Raw genomic sequence first — 16224 nt, forward strand, 5'->3', positions numbered from 1 at the left:
AGTTCGACATTAGTTCGACTTCGGAACTAGACATAAAGAAAATCCGCTCTTCGAAAAGAGCGGATGAATCACATGTCTATAGAAACACTTATTACACACTATCTTGATGCAATTGACGTAGTTCGCTTGCGTAAGTTACAAATGACCCCTCATCTTTTTGATCGAGCGCACCATCAATCAAGGTAAGCAAGCGTTCTTTTCGTTGCTCTCGATGTACATGATTTAAAAACAAATCCATGTAGATATCGTTCAACAGTTTTTCCGCTTCACTAACGGTTTGATTTCGCCCCATCGCTTTTAGAAAATCAGCATATGAATAGTACTTATCCATTGCAATCACCTCGGATGCCTTTTATCTATTATAATTAATAATACTATAAATTTGCAAATGTTTTTTTCTGAAAATTCCCTATAATTTATTTTCTTCTAAATATTTTTAATTATTAATAAAATACTATTGCATAATCCCAAAATTTCTCTACAATAGAATTTGTAGTCTAAAATAGGGGATGTGACTTATGGATAAAAACTGTTCAGCAGCATCGAATTACCTTGTTTCATTCAATACAATTGCACTTGTACCAATTCGAATTGAGAATAAACTTTACACCCGAGTAATTGAAAATCATACTGAATTTCTAGTAAAAATGAAGCCAAGTTCCATTATTAAAAAATCGCTTATTTATTATGGTAATTCGTATAAACTAGCTACATTTTACTCTCGCGAAGTAATTGGGCGTGTACACAAACCACCTCTTTTGATTTCGCATGATTATGGCGTTCCTTTAATAATGTTTCCGACTCTTTCTGGAGAATCTGAAGGGAGTATTTGGTTTTCTTCTTCTGCTATCGATTTCTTTACTTTTGACTCTCACAATCGATGTTTAGTGCATTTCACCAACTCATTTGTTCTCCCGGTAAATGTATCTCAATCAACGATGTGCAGACAACATACGTTTTCCCATTTCCTCACGAGGGGATTCCAAAAAAAGCGCACCAAAATTGACCATCCTTTTTCTCAGTCAATACTTATGCCAACTAATAAAACAACTAAAAAATAGTACATATATTTTTAAGCCCTTTGTTTTTTGAGAGGGCTTTTTTTACTTTCGCTTCCGCTTTCTTTCCCTATATCTATATCAATTCACTTGTTTTGCAATCGACAAATACACACCAAGCAGTTCCTCTACCCGATTACGCAAGCGCACATTTAAATATCGACGATGTTCTTCATACCCACTATGGTAAAAAACATATTCCGTAAAAGTGTCATCGCGCTTGCCACGAATGACTTTCATATTATGTTGACGCAAATACAATTTAGTATCTTTCACATCACGTTGTGCTACTTTTACGGCATGATCAATCATCGCAACATAAGGTTTCTTCAATTTGAAGGAACCCTTTTCCACAGATTCTCGGTCGCGCTCTAAAATGGTTAACACCATGGGCAAATAAATCATTTTCTCGAAATAAGGCAAACTTTCGGATGGAATGAGCGGCATCTTTCTACCTCCTTAAAGAACGTTTGTTCGTATTTTATATTGTACGCTCATTTCAAGAAATTACAAGTGGGAATTTAGGGTATTTCTCATTAAAAGCCTTGCTATATCTCACTTCAGGTTAACTTGTATATGAGATAGATAGAATTGTTCAACCTAAAAAGACATAAGAAAAACCGGGCAAAGTACGCCCGGTCCTTTAAGAAAGTACAGATGATTAAAGTATCAGTTTAAAGGGATATTCCATACAGTATCAACTTTGATTTCCGTTACAGCGCACTTTCATGTTTCGAAGCTAGCGTAGCGATGCAGAAACAGGCGGACGCTTCTACGGGGCGGGCGGAGAGTCTCCTCAGGCCAACACATGATGTGACGTATCTTAGCCTTTGTTCCACTTAGCGCTCCACTGCGGGGTCTCACCTGTCCCGCTAATCCCGTAGGAAAGATATTGGACGAACTGTCATTCGTCAAATATCTTTGCGACGAGTAGATGAACACTGAAATTCTGGTATTTTGAGCAAGTATTTCTCTTTTTAAAAATAGTGTAGAAGAAGTATTCCTGCTAGCTTTGCATCGCTCAAGATTTCAAATAATTGTCACTAAAAATAGAATTCGTTGTAATGATGGATAAATTCACACTAGTTGATTGAAGCGCAGGTGGCGCTACTCCTTAAAATACCCGGAATACTGGATTCATGGCTCACTAAATTTATATACTTTCTTATTTTGTAAAAAAACCACCCCACAAAGAGATGGCTTTAAATTATTTAGGTGATTTCCCTTTAAAAACAAAGGCTGCTATCAAAAAGAAAAATCCAGATGTAGCAATTAGCGGAATATGTTCATTCCAAACTCCAAACAATGTTGAGGCTAGTGATAACACTGAAACGGTTCCTGCAAACATACGCGTTTGTAGTCGTGAGCGCTCTACTTGCTCTCGTGTATCTCGTGCTTGCATATATTCGCGCATTCGTGTCGGTTCTTCTAAAAACGTGAGCACCTTTTGTGGGAGGGAACGTAATGGACCAACCGCATTTAAAGCAAGACGCAGCACATCTTCTTTTGAAAATGATTTTTCTCCACCTTTTTGTGTCGTTGCCCATTCCAAAACGCGTGGTCGGGCAATAGCCAGTAAATCAACCTTTGGATCAAGAACGTGGAGAACACCAATAAGCGTTGAAACAGCTCGGCCAAAAAAGGCAAATTCTGCAGGAAGTTGCACAGGTTGTGTACGAACAATTCCTTTTATATCATCTAGTAATCGATCCACAACAAAGCTATCCATCTGTGTTAATTCTTCCGATTCATAAGCTGCAACTACTCGTGAAATTGCATCAGCGAGTATTCGACGATCCGCTTGAGGCAACAAGAACCGTAATTCTTCTAGACCATCTAATACTTGTTCGTATTGTTTAAAAATGATCCCTTCGACGACTTTCAATACAGAACGTGCTTCATCTGTAGTAATGGATCCTACCATTCCAAAATCAATTAATACAATCGTACCATCTGGCTTAATTAGTATATTTCCGCCGTGAGGATCAGCATGAAATTGTCCGCCGTTTAATACTTGTTCTAAAAACAACTGGAATAATCGCTCCGATAAATCGCGACGATCTATTCCATTCGCGTCAATAAATGCAAGATCAGTGATACGTGCTCCTTCAATCCATTCCATTACAAGGACACGACGTGTAGAAAATTCATCATAATACACAGGAAAACGAACACCAGGCATTGCTTCAAAACGACCCGAAAAACTACGACCATTACGCAATTCTTGCAAAAAATTAAGCTCTGCACCAATCGTATCAACCATTTCGTTATACAATAAGTTAAAATCAATTTGTTTACCAAATGCCGTAAAGCGTTTGGCTAACCAAATGACAATTTTCATGGCACGGAAATCAGAGCGTAAAATACGATCAATATCTGGGCGTTGAATTTTAACCGCTACAGGTGTGCCATCTTTTAACATACCTTTATAAACTTCACCAATAGATGCAGATGCGACCGGTTTATCCGATAAATTTGTGACATAATCGGTATGTAACGTATTCCACTCTTCTTCTAGAAGAGCAATGGCTTTCATTCTAGGAACAGCAGGCACACGATCTGTTAATCCTTCTAGTTCTTCTATAAATGAAGGCGGCATAATGTCAGCACGTGTGGATAAAAACTGCCCCATTTTAATCATTAGCCCGCCTAGTTTAAGCGCAGTACGTTTGTATTCTTTCGCTTGTTTCGTCACAAGACGTTCCCATTTTTCGTTTACTACAGGTGTAAAACGTCCTTTATATCGACGCTGAAAAAGCGTTACTTGCGTGAAAAATTTTACGGACATCCAGACAATGCGATAAATCCGATAGATTGCTAAACGATCCATTTGGAGAGCCTCCCTTGAATTCATTATAGAGAGAGATGGTAACAACGTCCAAATAGTGATATGTTTTGTAAGAGAAAAAATTTCTATATTGTGAACAACATAAGGAGGAATTACTATGGAAGCCATTCGCTACGAACAAAACGGAAATTTAGCCATCGTCACATTAAACCGTCCTGATTCTATGAACGCCTTTAACTATGAAATGCTGCGTGATCTTGGTCATATAGCAGAGTCCATTCGTATTAATCCAGACATTCGCGTTGTTATTTTCACAGGTTCTGGAGAAAAAGCATTTAGTGTAGGGGCAGACTTAAAAGAGCGGAAAACATTAACTGAGCAACAAGTAAAACGTAATATCTATAAAATAGGGGAAGTGTTTTCAACAATTGAAAACTTACCTCAACCTACGATAGCTATGATGAACGGTTACGCATTTGGTGGAGGAATGGAACTAGCGCTTGCGTGTGATTTCCGCATCGCAGCTGACCATGTTGTACTCGGTTTAACCGAAACGAGCTTAGGAATCATTCCAGGAGCAGGTGGTACTCAGCGTTTACCTCGCTTAATTGGAGAAGCAAAAGCATTAGAATTAATCTTAACTGCTCGTCGATTAAAAGCGGAAGAAGCTTTGTCTTATGGTATTTTGACAAAAGTGGTTTCAGAGAATAGTTTACTAGACGAAACAGGAAAATTCGCTGATATGATGCTTGCGAACGGACCGATTGCCTTGCAACAAGCGAAATTTGCTGTTAAACATGGCATGAACGCTGACTTGCATACTGGTTTAAATATTGAACGTAAAGCTTATGAAATAACCATTCCAACAGAAGACCGCGTTGAAGCATTAATTGCTTTTGGTGAAAAACGCAAACCTGTGTTTAAAGGAAAATAACAAAAAGCCATTTCGGTGGCATATTTCGTTTTTTAAGGCCTTAGAAATAATGTTTACATTTTAACTTTCCCTAACAAATAGGACTGCGGAAAAGTCCGAAAAACTTAAGGGAATATATTCATACAGACAAAAAAGAAGCTAATTACCTATATTGAGTAGGTAATTAGCTTCTTTAATCTTTAAATAGATTTTTTACATACCTTTACCAACTTTAAGCTAGTGCTTGCTCTAAATCTTCAAGTAAATCTTCTATATCCTCGATACCCACAGAGATACGAACTAACCCGTCAACAATCCCTAATTCTTGACGACGCTCTACAGGAATTGAAGCGTGCGTCATTTGAGCTGGAACAGAAATTAAACTTTCAACTGCCCCTAGACTTTCAGCTAATGTGAAATAACGTAATTTTTTCAACAATTGTGTTGTTTTTTCAGTGCTTCCCACGTCAAACGAAATCATCCCACCAAAACCGGTCGTTTGTTTCTTCATAATATCATGACCTGCATGAGCTTCTAATCCTGGGTAGTACACTTTCCCTACCGCTTCGTGTGCCACTAAGAATTCAGCAATACGTTGTGCATTTGAATTCGTTTCTTCCATACGAATACCTAGTGTTTTTAATCCACGAATAAGTAACCATGAATCTTGTGGACCTAGAATCGCACCAACTGAGTTTTGAACAGTATGCAAGTCTTTAGCTAATTGTTCTGTCGCTACAACAACTAAACCAGCTACAACATCACTGTGACCACCAATATACTTCGTTGCACTATGCAAAACAATGTCAGCACCTAGTGAGATCGGTTGTTGCAAGTAAGGCGTCATAAATGTGCTATCGACAATTGTTAATAATCCTTTTGATTTTGCGAGTTTTACAATTTCTGCGATATCCGTTACTTTCAACAAAGGATTGGTCGGTGTTTCTAAAAATACTGCTTTTGTGTTTTCCTGAATTGCCGCTTCAAATTCAGCGATATTTGAAGAGTCGACAAATGTTGATTCAATGCCAAAACGGTTTAACACTTTTGTCATGACACGGTATGTACCGCCATATACGTCATCCGTCATGACAATATGATCTCCTGCATTAAATAGCATCATTACAGAACTAATAGCTGCCATCCCTGAACCAAAAGCAAAGCCAGCGTGGCCACCTTCTAAATCACTAATTAATACTTCAAGGGCATGACGAGTAGGATTCCCTGTACGTGAATATTCGTATCCCCGGAAATCTCCTACTGCATCTTGTTTATACGTGCTAACTTGATAAATAGGTGTAGAAACGGCACCTGTCGTTTCATCTCCAACGATTCCAGCGTGAATTAATTTCGTTTTAATTCTCATTTTAAATCGTCCTCCTTTAATAACTCATAGACATTTTGACTTAAGTAGCGTTCACTTGAGTCAGCAAAAATAGTTACAATATGACTGCCTGGTTTGGCAACTTTCGCTTCTTCTAAAGCAGCATAAAACGCTGCTCCTGAAGAACTGCCAACAAGAAGACCTTCTTCTTTAGCCAACACTCTTAGTTTTGCAAAAGCATTCTTATCAGTAACGGTATGAATCGCGTTAAAATACTCTTTGTCCATATAGGCTGGCAAAAATTCCATGCCTATGCCTTCCGTATAATGAGAACCTGGTTCTCCTCCATTTATAATGGATCCTTCGGGTTCAACAATTACCGTCTTAATATTAGAATCCTGGCTTTTCAAATACGTTGAAGTGCCCATAAATGTTCCACCAGAACCTGCTCCTGCGACAAAGACGTCAATTTGGCCGTCTAAATCACGCCAAAGTTCAGGTCCCAATGTGTGAACATAAGTTTCCGGGTTTGCTGGGTTGGAAAATTGTGACGGTGAAAAAGCACCCGGGGTTTCTTTTACGAGCTCCTCAGCTTTTTTAATGGCACCTTTCATTCCAAGTTCAGTCGGTGTATTTACTATTTCAGCACCAAGTGCACGCATTAATGTTTGTTTTTCCATACTGAATTTTTGTGGAACAACAAATTTAACTATGTAGCCTTTACCGATTGCGGCTAAAGCTACACCAATTCCTGTGTTACCTGCTGTAGGCTCTATAATTGTTCCACCTGGTTGCAGTTTACCCGATTCTTCAGCATCTTTTAATAAAGACACTCCTAAACGATCTTTTACACTACCACCTGGGTTCATAAACTCAAGCTTAGCAAAAATACGACAGTTATTTGGAATGTCGATATTTTTAATTTCTACGACTGGAGTATTCCCAATCAGTTCATGAACGCTACCGTATACATTCATTATGCTTCCTCCGCAAATACCGTACGCCACTCATCTTTCTTCGCTAACATATCGCGCGCGATGTCTTTTGCTCCTTCTAAACTGTGGTTAGCAGCCCATCCACATTGCAACACATTACAAGCTGGAACTTCAGTTGCTTGCAAAACATCTTCCAACGTTTTTTCTAAAATAGTTAAGATTTCTTCGTAGTTGTCATGATTGATAACGGCCAAATAAAATCCAGTTTGGCATCCCATTGGACTCATATCTACCACTTTATCTGTATGGTTACGGATGTTTTCAGCCATTAAATGCTCAATAGAATGTAACCCAGCCATTTCCATATGTTCTTTATTTGGTTGCTTAAAACGAATATCATATTTTAAAATTTCATCGCCATTTATGCCTAGTTTTTGTCCTGCTAATCGTACATATGGTGCTATTACTTTCGTATGGTCCAAGTTAAAACTTTCAACATTCATCTGTTTCATCGGTTCCACTCCTTATTTTTTAATTGCATCCATTAGCCACACAAAATCATTCATCTGTTCAAATTGAACAGTAAATCCTGCTTTTTCAAATGTTTCTGTCAAAACAGGAATCGTAGTGTAGTACTCACGTTCCAAGTCGTCTGCTACATTGTTAAAACCACGTGCACGTTCTTTTGAAATCTGAGCTTGTTTTGCTTCTTCAGACGTAAATACTGTGTCTGCAAATACAATTTTACCACCAATAGGCAGTAAACTAGCATATAAGGATAAAGCTTTTTCTTTATCAGGATCTTTTAAATGGTGAAATACATACGTACTGACAAACGTATCGACTTTTTGAGGTGCCTCAAAAACTAATAAATCACCATCTATTATCGTCAATTCAGGAAAACGTTTCGCTGTTACAGTGCGCATCGCAGCGTTTGGTTCAATGCCAATAACCGAATAACCGGCTGCTATTAACTTCGCCGTTAAGTTGCCAGTTCCTGTGCCAAATTCAACAACCGTACCAAAAGATTTTTTTGCAACTGCCAAAAGAATTTCATCATATTTTGCAAATACATCCCGATATTCAGGATCTTTGCCAGAAACTGACTCATCATAAGAATGTACCCACTCATCAAATATTTCTACGAATTCACGTCCCATAGTAAATTCTCCTTTTTATATATATTATTCCAACCTGTTTACTTGGTATTAGGTTAATAGACTTATTTATAACATAGTTTATTCTTTTTTTCTACCCTCAAATCGTAAAGGACCCCTTTCTATTTACGAAAGGGGTCCTTGTTAAAAATTATTAGAAATTCTAAAACTTATTAATAAATACATGTCCAACTCCATCGTTTAAGTAACATCACTTCATAGATATTTATCAAACCATTCTGTGATTTGTTTCAGCCTTGCATAACGTAAATTAGGATAGCCAGTCCGTGACAAGTTGTGGTCAGAGTCTGGGAAACGTACAAAGCCAGTTTCTTTCTTCATTTGTTTCAACGTGATATAGAGTTGCTCTGCTTGTTCGATTGGACAACGGAAATCTTTTTCACTGTGCATAATTAATAAAGGCGTTTCAATATTTTTGGCATATTTCAGTGGAGAATGGTCCCACAACTTTTCCACGTCTGTCATATCTGCCCCAATTTGCCAATCACTAAAATAATAACCAATATCAGAAACACCAAAGAAACTGACCCAGTTCGAAATAGAACGCAGTGTAACAGCTGCTTTAAATCGATTTGTATGACCGACTATCCAGTTCGTCATAAAGCCACCGTAACTTCCACCCGTTACACCAAGACGACTTTCGTCTATCCAGGTATTTTCGGATAAAACGAAGTCCAAGCCTGCCATAATATCTTCATAGTCGCCACCCCCATAATCGCCTCGTACAGCATCTACAAATTGTTGGCTATAACCGTGACTTCCACGTGGATTTACATAAAGAACTCCATACCCTTGTGCTGTTAAAAGCTGAAGCTCATGGAAAAATGTATTGGCATACATTGCGTGTGGACCACCATGAATCTCGACAATTAACGGATACTTTTGTCCTTCTACATAACCTGTTGGTTTCATTAGCCAACCATGAACGTCCCACTCTTTTGCCCCCTTGTAAAAAATAGCTTGTGCTGGAATAAGTTCAACTTCGTTTTCAAATGACGCATTGAATGAAGTTAAAGCTTGTCGTTCACCCGTAGCGATTGTATGTAGATAGAGTTCGCCGACTTTCGTAGGATTTGAAATAGTAACGAGCGCAAACTCACCAGATTTCGCTACATCATAACCATATACATGTTCATCGTCACCCGTAGCTGGATACATTTCTCCTTCTAAAGAAGCAGCATATAAACGTACGTCGCCCATTGTTGAAACTTGGAAATACAGATGATTATCCTTCGTCCACACAACACTTGGTGCATTTGATCCTTGTTGATGATCTGCAACGACATAATCTCCCACCGGAGCATCAATGCCTTCCGTCAAAACTTCCCGTGAACCTGACTCTATATCGTAGACATAAAGTTCCGAATGAGTCGCATTCTTGTAAGCTCCTTCACTCCCTACAAACGCTAACTTCGCGTCATCAAATGAAAACGCGGCTCCACCAAAATTTCCATCTTCTTCAATAATCGTCGTTTCCTGTTTCGATTCTACATCTACCAAATACAACGGTTGACGGAATTCAAAGTCTTGATTTTCAGAACGGTTAACACTGAATACGATTTTCGTTCCATCTTGAGAAATAGCGTGCAAGGCATACGAATAATTACCTTCTGTAAATTGTGTCACTTCACCCGTTTGAGTATCAATGACGCCAATATGCTTATAGGTATCTTGAGGAAGTAAACCCGTACCATCCATTTTGTACTTCATTTTATCCACTATATAAGGTTCAGGCTTTTTATTTTCTTCTTTTTCCGGATCGTCAGTAAAAAGCTTTCCTTCTTTTAAAGAAGCCACAAACCAAATTTTCTTTCCACATGGAGACCATAAAAAGCTAGTTACACCTTTCTCTAATGATGTAACTTTGCGTGCTTCTCCGCCGTTAGTAGGTACTACATATAATTGATTTATATCTTCACGCGTGGAAAGATAAGCAAGCTCTGTTCCATCTTGAGAGTATGTTGGGCTTGAAACTTTTTCTTTTCCATGTGTCCATTGAGTTACTTTTTTGGAAGCTAAATCTACATGCCATAAATTTGCTTGATATGTATTTTCTTTTTCATCAATTTTTGTTTGAACAAAAACCGCTTCTTGTTGATTCGGCGCCAAAGTAGGCTGTGTAACCGACACCAATCTATTTAAATCTTCTATCGTCAATTTACGCTTTATCACGCTATTTCCTCCTCATTTATCGTTGTCGCATCTATACTATTTCGACAACCGTAAGAGTTTCCCTTTAATTTTCAACAAATTATTCCTATAGTAATTGATTGTTTTCCTTCGAAATAGGTAATGACTAGTAAATAATGAGTGGGAGGGTTTACTATGTGTGCACTCGAGTTGCCAAAATTCACAAAATCATATTGGAGAAAAAAACTATCAAACAAAACATTTCCAGCATTAGATTCGGATATCACAACGGATGTTTGTATTGTCGGAGCTGGAATTGCGGGCATTACCGCAGCGTATGTACTTGCTAAAGAAGGTGTCAATGTAACGGTTATTGAAGGTAGTAAAATCGTCAGTGGGACAACAGGGTTTACGACGGCTAAAATAACTGCCCAGCACGGAGTTATTTATGATGAATTAACGAAAATATTTGGTAAGACGCAAGCACGTCAATATTTTGATGCCAATCAACATGCACTCGAACAAATAAAAGATTGGATAGACACCCTTTCTATTGATTGTGATTTTGAAGAAAGACATGCTGTTCTCTACGCACAAACTCCTGAAGGTGTTGAACAATTGAAGAAAGAGAAATCAGCTTATGAACAACTTGGAATCCCTGGTGACCTGTCCACTTCCAAAAATGAGCTTCCATTTCCAGTTAGTGAAACGTTAACATTACCTAATCAAGCACAATTTCATCCGGTCAAATATATGTATGGATTAGTTAAAGAAGCACAAAATCTAGGGGTGACTTTTCACGAAAATACGCGCGCAGCAACACTAATTCATGGTGAAAATATTCTCATTGAAACGATCGAAGGGAATAAAATTAAGACCAAACAAGTTCTAGTAACAAGTCATTTTCCATTTAATGATAAAGAAGGTCTCTATTTTTCACGCTTGTCACCTCAACGTTCCTACGTAGTTTGTGTAAAAGTACCTAGTGTTGACCTAGATGGCATGTACATTAATGTCGAAAAGCCAACCCGCTCCATTCGAACAGCGAAAGGAGAAAAAGGGGAAAGTTATGTGATAGTCGGGGGAGAAGGACACAAAACCGGACAGCATGAAGACTCTAGTCATGATGACTCTACTAATGATCGTTATAAAACGCTAACTCAATTTGCCAAACAACATTTTGCGGTTGAATCCATCGATAGTCATTGGTCAGCTCAAGATTATGAGACCCTCGATCGTCTACCCTATATTGGGGAAATGACGAGTGGCTTTTCTGATGTGTTTGTAGCAACGGGATTCGATAAATGGGGGATGACGAATGGAACAATGGCAGGTCTTTTACTTGCAGATCTCGCACAAAATAAATTTAATTCATATTCGGCCTTATACTCACCAACTCGAACAAAAATTAAAAAAGAAGACATTAAACATTTTGTGAAAATGAACACTAATGTCGCAAAAGAATTAGTGACTGGTAAATTCAATCGTCCTTCAGACTCTGTGGATGATTTAAAAAATGATGAAGGACGCATTGTAATGGTGGATAACCATAAAACAGGTGCCTATAAGGATAAAAATGGTCAACTTCACTTAGTCAAACCAACATGTACCCATTTAGGTTGTGATGTACATTGGAATGACGGGGAACGTTCGTGGGATTGTCCATGCCACGGTTCACGTTTCTCTTATAAAGGAGAAGTTTTAGAAGGGCCTGCTGTGAATCCTTTGGAAAAAATGTGATTGTAAAAAAGCCAAACCTTTTTGAATCAAAAAGGTTTGGCTTTTTATCTTTCTCACTTTTTAATGAATTATTATAACCCAATTGTGAATCAACTATTTCCCGCTACTATGTATTATAAAACATTATTTGTAATATCACGTTTAAAATCGAAATGCATCTGTGTTCATATGTTTCAACACAACATCTACACCTTCACCCATAATTGGGAGCAAGGTACCTATCGCATAGATCATAAGCAACGAAAAAAAAGTGATTGCAATAAAGTGAATTGGTTTAGTCAGAGTGCCTTTCTTGGGTATAAGCAACAAACTAAAAGCTATCTCAACGAGAACGAACCCCAACGTTGCATACTTCATGCCATCTCTCCCCTCCATAATACACAATATTTCTTCAAATCTTTTCTCTAGTACTAGTCTACTTGAAAAAAACGTCGAAAAATGTCGAATAAGTTGGGAAAGTATTCACATTTTAAGCATAAAAACAGTAAATTCAAGAAATATATTTCCTATACAACCTTTTATTTAAAGTCCATTCACCGTATAGTAGAATTAAAGTTAGACTTGTAAAATGCGTGCAACTAAGGAGCAAACAATTATGAATAACTTTGGACACGTTATCAAGCTTGAGAGAGTTAGAAAGAATATGAAACAAATAACATTAGCTCAAGGGATTTGTACCCCTTCTTACCTCAGTAAAATTGAAAATAATTCAATTGTACCAAGCCAAGAGGTAATCGATTTACTATTAAAACGACTTGAACTATCGATCAGCCAAAATAAAACTTTAAACGATGAAAGTTATCTTAAACAAATACGGGAAATCAATTTTAATGCAGTCATGAATAAAGACCGTGAACTTGCAGCTATACAACTAAAGGAAATTAATACTGAACGTTATCTGTTCAGTGATTCAACGAACTATTATACCTATCAACTTATGGTCCTAAGATTAACCCTCATCGTACAAGATATCCGCCATGACACAAGTGAGTTGATTATGGCTTTATCTGAGCTTTCTGGGAACTTTAATGAATACCAGATGTTTTTGTTTAACTCATGTGTGGGAAGCTATTATTCATTTAAATTAGACTTTAATTCGACACTCCAAGCATATGAAAAAGCAATTACTTACTCCCAAAAGATTAATATGGAAAAATGGGAAGAAGCTGATTTTCACTACCAATTAGGTCATTGTTACATAACGCAACAACGTTGGGTCATTTCAATTGAATACATTCTAAAATCTTTAGAGTTTTTTAAGAATGGGTTCTTCAATACGCGAGTTGTTGAATGTCACTTAATGCTGGCTGTTGCTCAAGACAATTCTTATCAATATGAAAAAGCTTATCAAAATCTGTTACTCGCTCAAAAAATTGCATTACAACTTAATTTAAAAGAACATTTCCCAATAATTACACAAAACTTAGGAAATACTGCTTCTGTTAGAGGTCATTCAGATAAAGCCATTCAATATTTTTTAGAGAGTCTTGAATCTAGAAAAGATAATGATGAAAAATTACCTACTATTTATTCATTAGTAAAAGAATACTCAAAATTAAAGAATTCCCAGCAAATTATAACGTGGGCTAAATTTGGCCTTTCATTAATTAATGAAAATCAGAACCCTGGTTTTGAAACATTCTCACACCATTTTAGCGTTTATTTGGCTAGAGAAACCGACCAACTACTCTTTGAGAAAACAACCATAAGTGCATATAATTTCTTTAGAGATATTAAAGACTATCGTCATACTGAAAAGTACTCATTATTATTAGGCAACTTCTATTATAAAAATAGTAAATACAAAAATGCAGCGAAATACTTTGCCTTATCTAATGAAAATATGTTCAAAAAAAACAAGATTTCTTGTTGGGAAGATTTATAAAATGCAAAAAACCTGTAGCTATTTCCCGAGGTCGTAGGAATAGTTACAGGTTTATATATATATGTCATAGACATTGGCAAGAATGTCTTTGAACGCAATTGTTAACTTGCCGTCGTATAAACTAAACAACCATGCTCGTAGTCGATATAGTAACTACTAATTTTCTGAGATGGACAAATTGGTTCTACATTCTTCTGTTGATTAGCAGTTCGTTTGTTCACTTTAGAAATATTAAATCCTTCTTCTTTTATATCCACTAATAATACGTCGCCAACTTTCATATCATGATGTAAGTCATCTGTTGGAACTACTAATACATTTGATTCACTAGGGAATTCTAAAAGAACAGCTAAATCTTCTTCAAATCGATCCAATTTGTACATTCTTCCTCTAAACATAGTGAACAGCTCCCTTTTTAATGATGGTTTTGTTTGTTGAAAGTTATTAGTTGCTAAATATTTGTAATAAATTTAAAATTCGAAGAATAGACATATTAATTGTTTAATTAGTTACAATATAATCATAATTCGTTAAGATGGAATAAGGAAGATAATTAGGTTGGGAAACTTATTTCCAAAACACGCGTTTTTTTAATGATATTCACATTATGTTTCCCAACTTCAAGTAGTAGATATTGCTCAATTACTCTAGTAGTATAAAAGGTGGATATATGAATAATATAGGATTGCTCATAAAAATGTCCCGCATACAACAGAATATGAAACAAGTTAGCCTTGCTAAAGGAATCTGTTCAACGTCCTACCTAAGTAAGATTGAAAATAACCAGACCTTCCCTAGTGAAGATGTACTGCAACTTTTGTCGGATAGACTCAACCTGGATTATGAGGACATTTCTACTGAACAAGAAATTGAATTCCTATCCGAGCTTTATTTGCTTTACAAAGAAGCAATTATTGATAGAAATAAAGATGACATTAAGGAAAAGCTACTATCCTACAAGGAGAGAAATTTTCTCTTTAAAGATGAGAGTAATTTCTATACGTATAATCTCTATTTATTTCGATTATATTTAATAACTGATACTGATATTGATACTGTGAAAAATCTTATGAATGCATTGGAGCAAATGCAAGAAAAGTTTGACCCTCGACAACAATTTTTACTTAACACCAATTCTGGATTACTATTTTATGTTGATCAACAATATAAAATCTCACTTAAACATCTCGAAACTTCTTTAGAGCTTATTAGTACATTCCATCTGGATGAATGGGAAATTACTGATTTCTATAATGCCTTAAGCATTTCTTATCTTTCCAACAATCATTTGTTAAATACTATTGAATACTCAACTAAAGCTCTTAATTTTTATAAAGATAATTTAATTTTTAAAAGAGCGATTGATTGTTATATAGTCATTGGGATTGCCCAGACTATTACTTCTAAATATAAAAGTGCAGAAGAAAGTTATCTACTTGCAAAAAAACTTGCAAAAGACTTAAAGTTGCAAGAATATGAAGGTATTATAGCTCAGAATTTAGGGTTTTTATACGCTCAACAGAATAACCATTCCAAAGCCATCGATTATTATATTGAAAGTTTAAATAGCAACAAAAACACAGATGGTTACTTACTGACTATATTTTCAATTATTAAGGAATACTCTAAACAAAAAAATACAAATAAAATTCTTGAATGGTGTGGAAAAGGTTTAAGTTTATTAGATTCAAACCTTACAGATAAAAACTTTTCTTATTTTCATCACTTTAAAATTTATAGTGTTTTTCACAATAATAATCTTAAGGATGAAGACCTATTTAAGGCTTCTATAGATTTTTTTGAACATACTAAAGATTTCAGACATGCAAATAAATACGCTATAAAACTAGCTGATTTATATAGTCACCACAGAAAATATAAGAATTCATCATTAATGTACCAAAAAGCACTTGAATATCAATTTTCACAAAAGTCTATTACATTTCTGGAGGAATTATAATGAAGAAAAAATTAGTAGTTACATTATTTGCTGCGTTTCTTATTTTAGGTTTTGTAAACCAACAATCTACACAAGCGGAGCAGGAACGACCAAGAATCACCAGCTTACCAGGTACATTTGTAACTCTAAGCTACTAACAAAAAAGCAGAAATGACTTGATTCACTTCAAGTCATTTCTGCTTTTTATTTAATTTGTTTTTTAAATTTCCCTCTGAAAGTGAACATTCAATTCGGTTAAGTTGTTTTTGTTTTTGTTTTTGTTTTTTTGCCATTGATATAGAGTATGAGGGTAATGTTAAGTAAAGGTTGTTAG

General features: G+C 36.2%; 16 protein-coding genes. 6 read left to right on the forward strand and 10 right to left on the reverse strand.

All coding sequences use genetic code 11. The annotated features are described in order from the left end of the window. Positions 1 to 91 precede the first annotated feature (91 nt). Positions 92 to 331, reverse strand: a complete 240-nt coding sequence (locus C406_RS0103450; RefSeq protein WP_017379195.1) for an IDEAL domain-containing protein — start codon at positions 329 to 331, stop codon at positions 92 to 94. Positions 332 to 518: 187 nt separating this feature from the next. On the opposite strand from C406_RS0103450, the gene C406_RS0103455 reads away from it, so the two are divergent. Then, positions 519 to 1061: a competence protein ComK gene (locus C406_RS0103455; protein WP_017379196.1), complete on the forward strand. Its 543-nt coding sequence runs from the start codon at positions 519 to 521 to the stop codon at positions 1059 to 1061. 78 nt (positions 1062 to 1139) lie between these two features. On the opposite strand, the gene C406_RS0103460 is transcribed toward C406_RS0103455, so the two are convergent. Continuing rightward, positions 1140 to 1505, reverse strand: a complete 366-nt coding sequence (locus C406_RS0103460) for a hypothetical protein (RefSeq protein ID WP_017379197.1) — start codon at positions 1503 to 1505, stop codon at positions 1140 to 1142. Positions 1506 to 2265: 760 nt separating this feature from the next. Then, complete coding sequence (locus C406_RS0103465; protein ID WP_017379198.1) at positions 2266 to 3888, reverse strand: ABC1 kinase family protein; 1623 nt, start codon at positions 3886 to 3888, stop codon at positions 2266 to 2268. Positions 3889 to 4003: 115 nt separating this feature from the next. Here C406_RS0103465 and C406_RS0103470 point away from each other — a divergent pair, with 115 nt between their 5' ends. Beyond that, entirely contained in the window at positions 4004 to 4780 is a 777-nt protein-coding gene (locus C406_RS0103470) for an enoyl-CoA hydratase-related protein (RefSeq protein ID WP_017379199.1), read from the forward strand. Between the two features lie 211 nt (positions 4781 to 4991). Here the strand turns inward: C406_RS0103470 and C406_RS0103475 are convergent, their stop codons facing one another. From C406_RS0103475 to C406_RS0103495, 5 genes are all read right to left on the reverse strand, one after another. Further along, positions 4992 to 6125, reverse strand: coding sequence for a bifunctional cystathionine gamma-lyase/homocysteine desulfhydrase (locus tag C406_RS0103475; protein WP_017379200.1), 1134 nt, complete (start codon positions 6123 to 6125; stop codon positions 4992 to 4994). Further along, a complete protein-coding gene (locus C406_RS0103480) occupies positions 6122 to 7060 on the reverse strand; it encodes a PLP-dependent cysteine synthase family protein (protein WP_017379201.1) in 939 nt (312 codons plus the stop codon). The genes C406_RS0103475 and C406_RS0103480 overlap by 4 nt, the downstream gene beginning before the upstream one ends. Further along, the gene (locus C406_RS0103485; RefSeq protein WP_017379202.1) at positions 7060 to 7530 is read right to left on the reverse strand and encodes an S-ribosylhomocysteine lyase; all 471 of its coding nucleotides are present in this window, start codon (positions 7528 to 7530) and stop codon (positions 7060 to 7062) included. Before C406_RS0103485 ends, C406_RS0103480 begins: the two co-directional genes overlap by 1 nt. Positions 7531 to 7542: 12 nt before the next feature. After that, positions 7543 to 8178 carry a class I SAM-dependent methyltransferase gene (locus C406_RS0103490; RefSeq protein WP_017379203.1) on the reverse strand — a complete coding sequence of 212 codons (636 nt, stop codon included), beginning with the start codon at positions 8176 to 8178 and terminating at the stop codon, positions 7543 to 7545. Positions 8179 to 8391: 213 nt separating this feature from the next. Then, complete coding sequence (locus C406_RS0103495; protein ID WP_017379204.1) at positions 8392 to 10368, reverse strand: S9 family peptidase; 1977 nt, start codon at positions 10366 to 10368, stop codon at positions 8392 to 8394. A gap of 153 nt (positions 10369 to 10521) precedes the next feature. On the opposite strand from C406_RS0103495, the gene C406_RS0103500 reads away from it, so the two are divergent. Beyond that, positions 10522 to 12066 (forward strand): FAD-dependent oxidoreductase, encoded by a 1545-nt coding sequence (locus C406_RS0103500; RefSeq protein ID WP_017379205.1) that lies wholly within the window; start codon positions 10522 to 10524, stop codon positions 12064 to 12066. A 141-nt stretch (positions 12067 to 12207) separates the two neighbouring features. Here C406_RS0103500 and C406_RS0103505 read toward each other — a convergent pair whose 3' ends face one another. Further along, positions 12208 to 12423, reverse strand: a complete 216-nt coding sequence (locus C406_RS0103505) for a hypothetical protein (protein ID WP_017379206.1) — start codon at positions 12421 to 12423, stop codon at positions 12208 to 12210. Between the two features lie 211 nt (positions 12424 to 12634). On the opposite strand from C406_RS0103505, the gene C406_RS0103510 reads away from it, so the two are divergent. Beyond that, complete coding sequence (locus C406_RS0103510) at positions 12635 to 13951, forward strand: helix-turn-helix domain-containing protein (RefSeq protein WP_237740499.1); 1317 nt, start codon at positions 12635 to 12637, stop codon at positions 13949 to 13951. Positions 13952 to 14052: 101 nt separating this feature from the next. Here the strand turns inward: C406_RS0103510 and C406_RS0103515 are convergent, their stop codons facing one another. Further along, on the reverse strand, positions 14053 to 14349 hold the full coding sequence (locus tag C406_RS0103515; RefSeq protein WP_017379208.1) for a DUF3006 domain-containing protein: 297 nt from the start codon (positions 14347 to 14349) through the stop codon (positions 14053 to 14055). 272 nt (positions 14350 to 14621) lie between these two features. Here C406_RS0103515 and C406_RS0103520 point away from each other — a divergent pair, with 272 nt between their 5' ends. Both C406_RS0103520 and C406_RS20455 read left to right on the forward strand, forming a co-directional pair. After that, the gene (locus tag C406_RS0103520; RefSeq protein WP_017379209.1) at positions 14622 to 15911 is read left to right on the forward strand and encodes a helix-turn-helix domain-containing protein; all 1290 of its coding nucleotides are present in this window, start codon (positions 14622 to 14624) and stop codon (positions 15909 to 15911) included. Further along, positions 15911 to 16048 (forward strand): hypothetical protein, encoded by a 138-nt coding sequence (locus C406_RS20455; protein ID WP_017379210.1) that lies wholly within the window; start codon positions 15911 to 15913, stop codon positions 16046 to 16048. The genes C406_RS0103520 and C406_RS20455 overlap by 1 nt, the downstream gene beginning before the upstream one ends. The last annotated feature ends 176 nt before the right edge of the window (positions 16049 to 16224 follow it).

Source organism: Paenisporosarcina sp. TG-14, assembly GCF_000297555.1.
Taxonomy (GTDB): domain Bacteria; phylum Bacillota; class Bacilli; order Bacillales_A; family Planococcaceae; genus Paenisporosarcina; species Paenisporosarcina antarctica.

Bases quoted from the DNA above. Each gene is read 5' to 3' on its own strand.
- C406_RS0103480 (WP_017379201.1), bottom strand. From the start codon at position 7,060: ATGAATGTATACGGTAGCGTTCATGAACTGATTGGGAATACTCCAGTC.
- C406_RS0103500 (WP_017379205.1), top strand. From the start codon at position 10,522: ATGTGTGCACTCGAGTTGCCAAAATTCACAAAATCATATTGGAGAAAA.
- C406_RS0103470 (WP_017379199.1), top strand. From the start codon at position 4,004: ATGGAAGCCATTCGCTACGAACAAAACGGAAATTTAGCCATCGTCACA.
- C406_RS0103460 (WP_017379197.1), bottom strand. From the start codon at position 1,505: ATGCCGCTCATTCCATCCGAAAGTTTGCCTTATTTCGAGAAAATGATT.
- C406_RS0103450 (WP_017379195.1), bottom strand. From the start codon at position 331: ATGGATAAGTACTATTCATATGCTGATTTTCTAAAAGCGATGGGGCGA.
- C406_RS0103465 (WP_017379198.1), bottom strand. From the start codon at position 3,888: ATGGATCGTTTAGCAATCTATCGGATTTATCGCATTGTCTGGATGTCC.
- C406_RS20455 (WP_017379210.1), top strand. From the start codon at position 15,911: ATGAAGAAAAAATTAGTAGTTACATTATTTGCTGCGTTTCTTATTTTA.
- C406_RS0103455 (WP_017379196.1), top strand. From the start codon at position 519: ATGGATAAAAACTGTTCAGCAGCATCGAATTACCTTGTTTCATTCAAT.
- C406_RS0103485 (WP_017379202.1), bottom strand. From the start codon at position 7,530: ATGAAACAGATGAATGTTGAAAGTTTTAACTTGGACCATACGAAAGTA.
- C406_RS0103515 (WP_017379208.1), bottom strand. From the start codon at position 14,349: ATGTTTAGAGGAAGAATGTACAAATTGGATCGATTTGAAGAAGATTTA.
- C406_RS0103490 (WP_017379203.1), bottom strand. From the start codon at position 8,178: ATGGGACGTGAATTCGTAGAAATATTTGATGAGTGGGTACATTCTTAT.
- C406_RS0103510 (WP_237740499.1), top strand. From the start codon at position 12,635: ATGCGTGCAACTAAGGAGCAAACAATTATGAATAACTTTGGACACGTT.
- C406_RS0103475 (WP_017379200.1), bottom strand. From the start codon at position 6,125: ATGAGAATTAAAACGAAATTAATTCACGCTGGAATCGTTGGAGATGAA.
- C406_RS0103520 (WP_017379209.1), top strand. From the start codon at position 14,622: ATGAATAATATAGGATTGCTCATAAAAATGTCCCGCATACAACAGAAT.
- C406_RS0103505 (WP_017379206.1), bottom strand. From the start codon at position 12,423: ATGAAGTATGCAACGTTGGGGTTCGTTCTCGTTGAGATAGCTTTTAGT.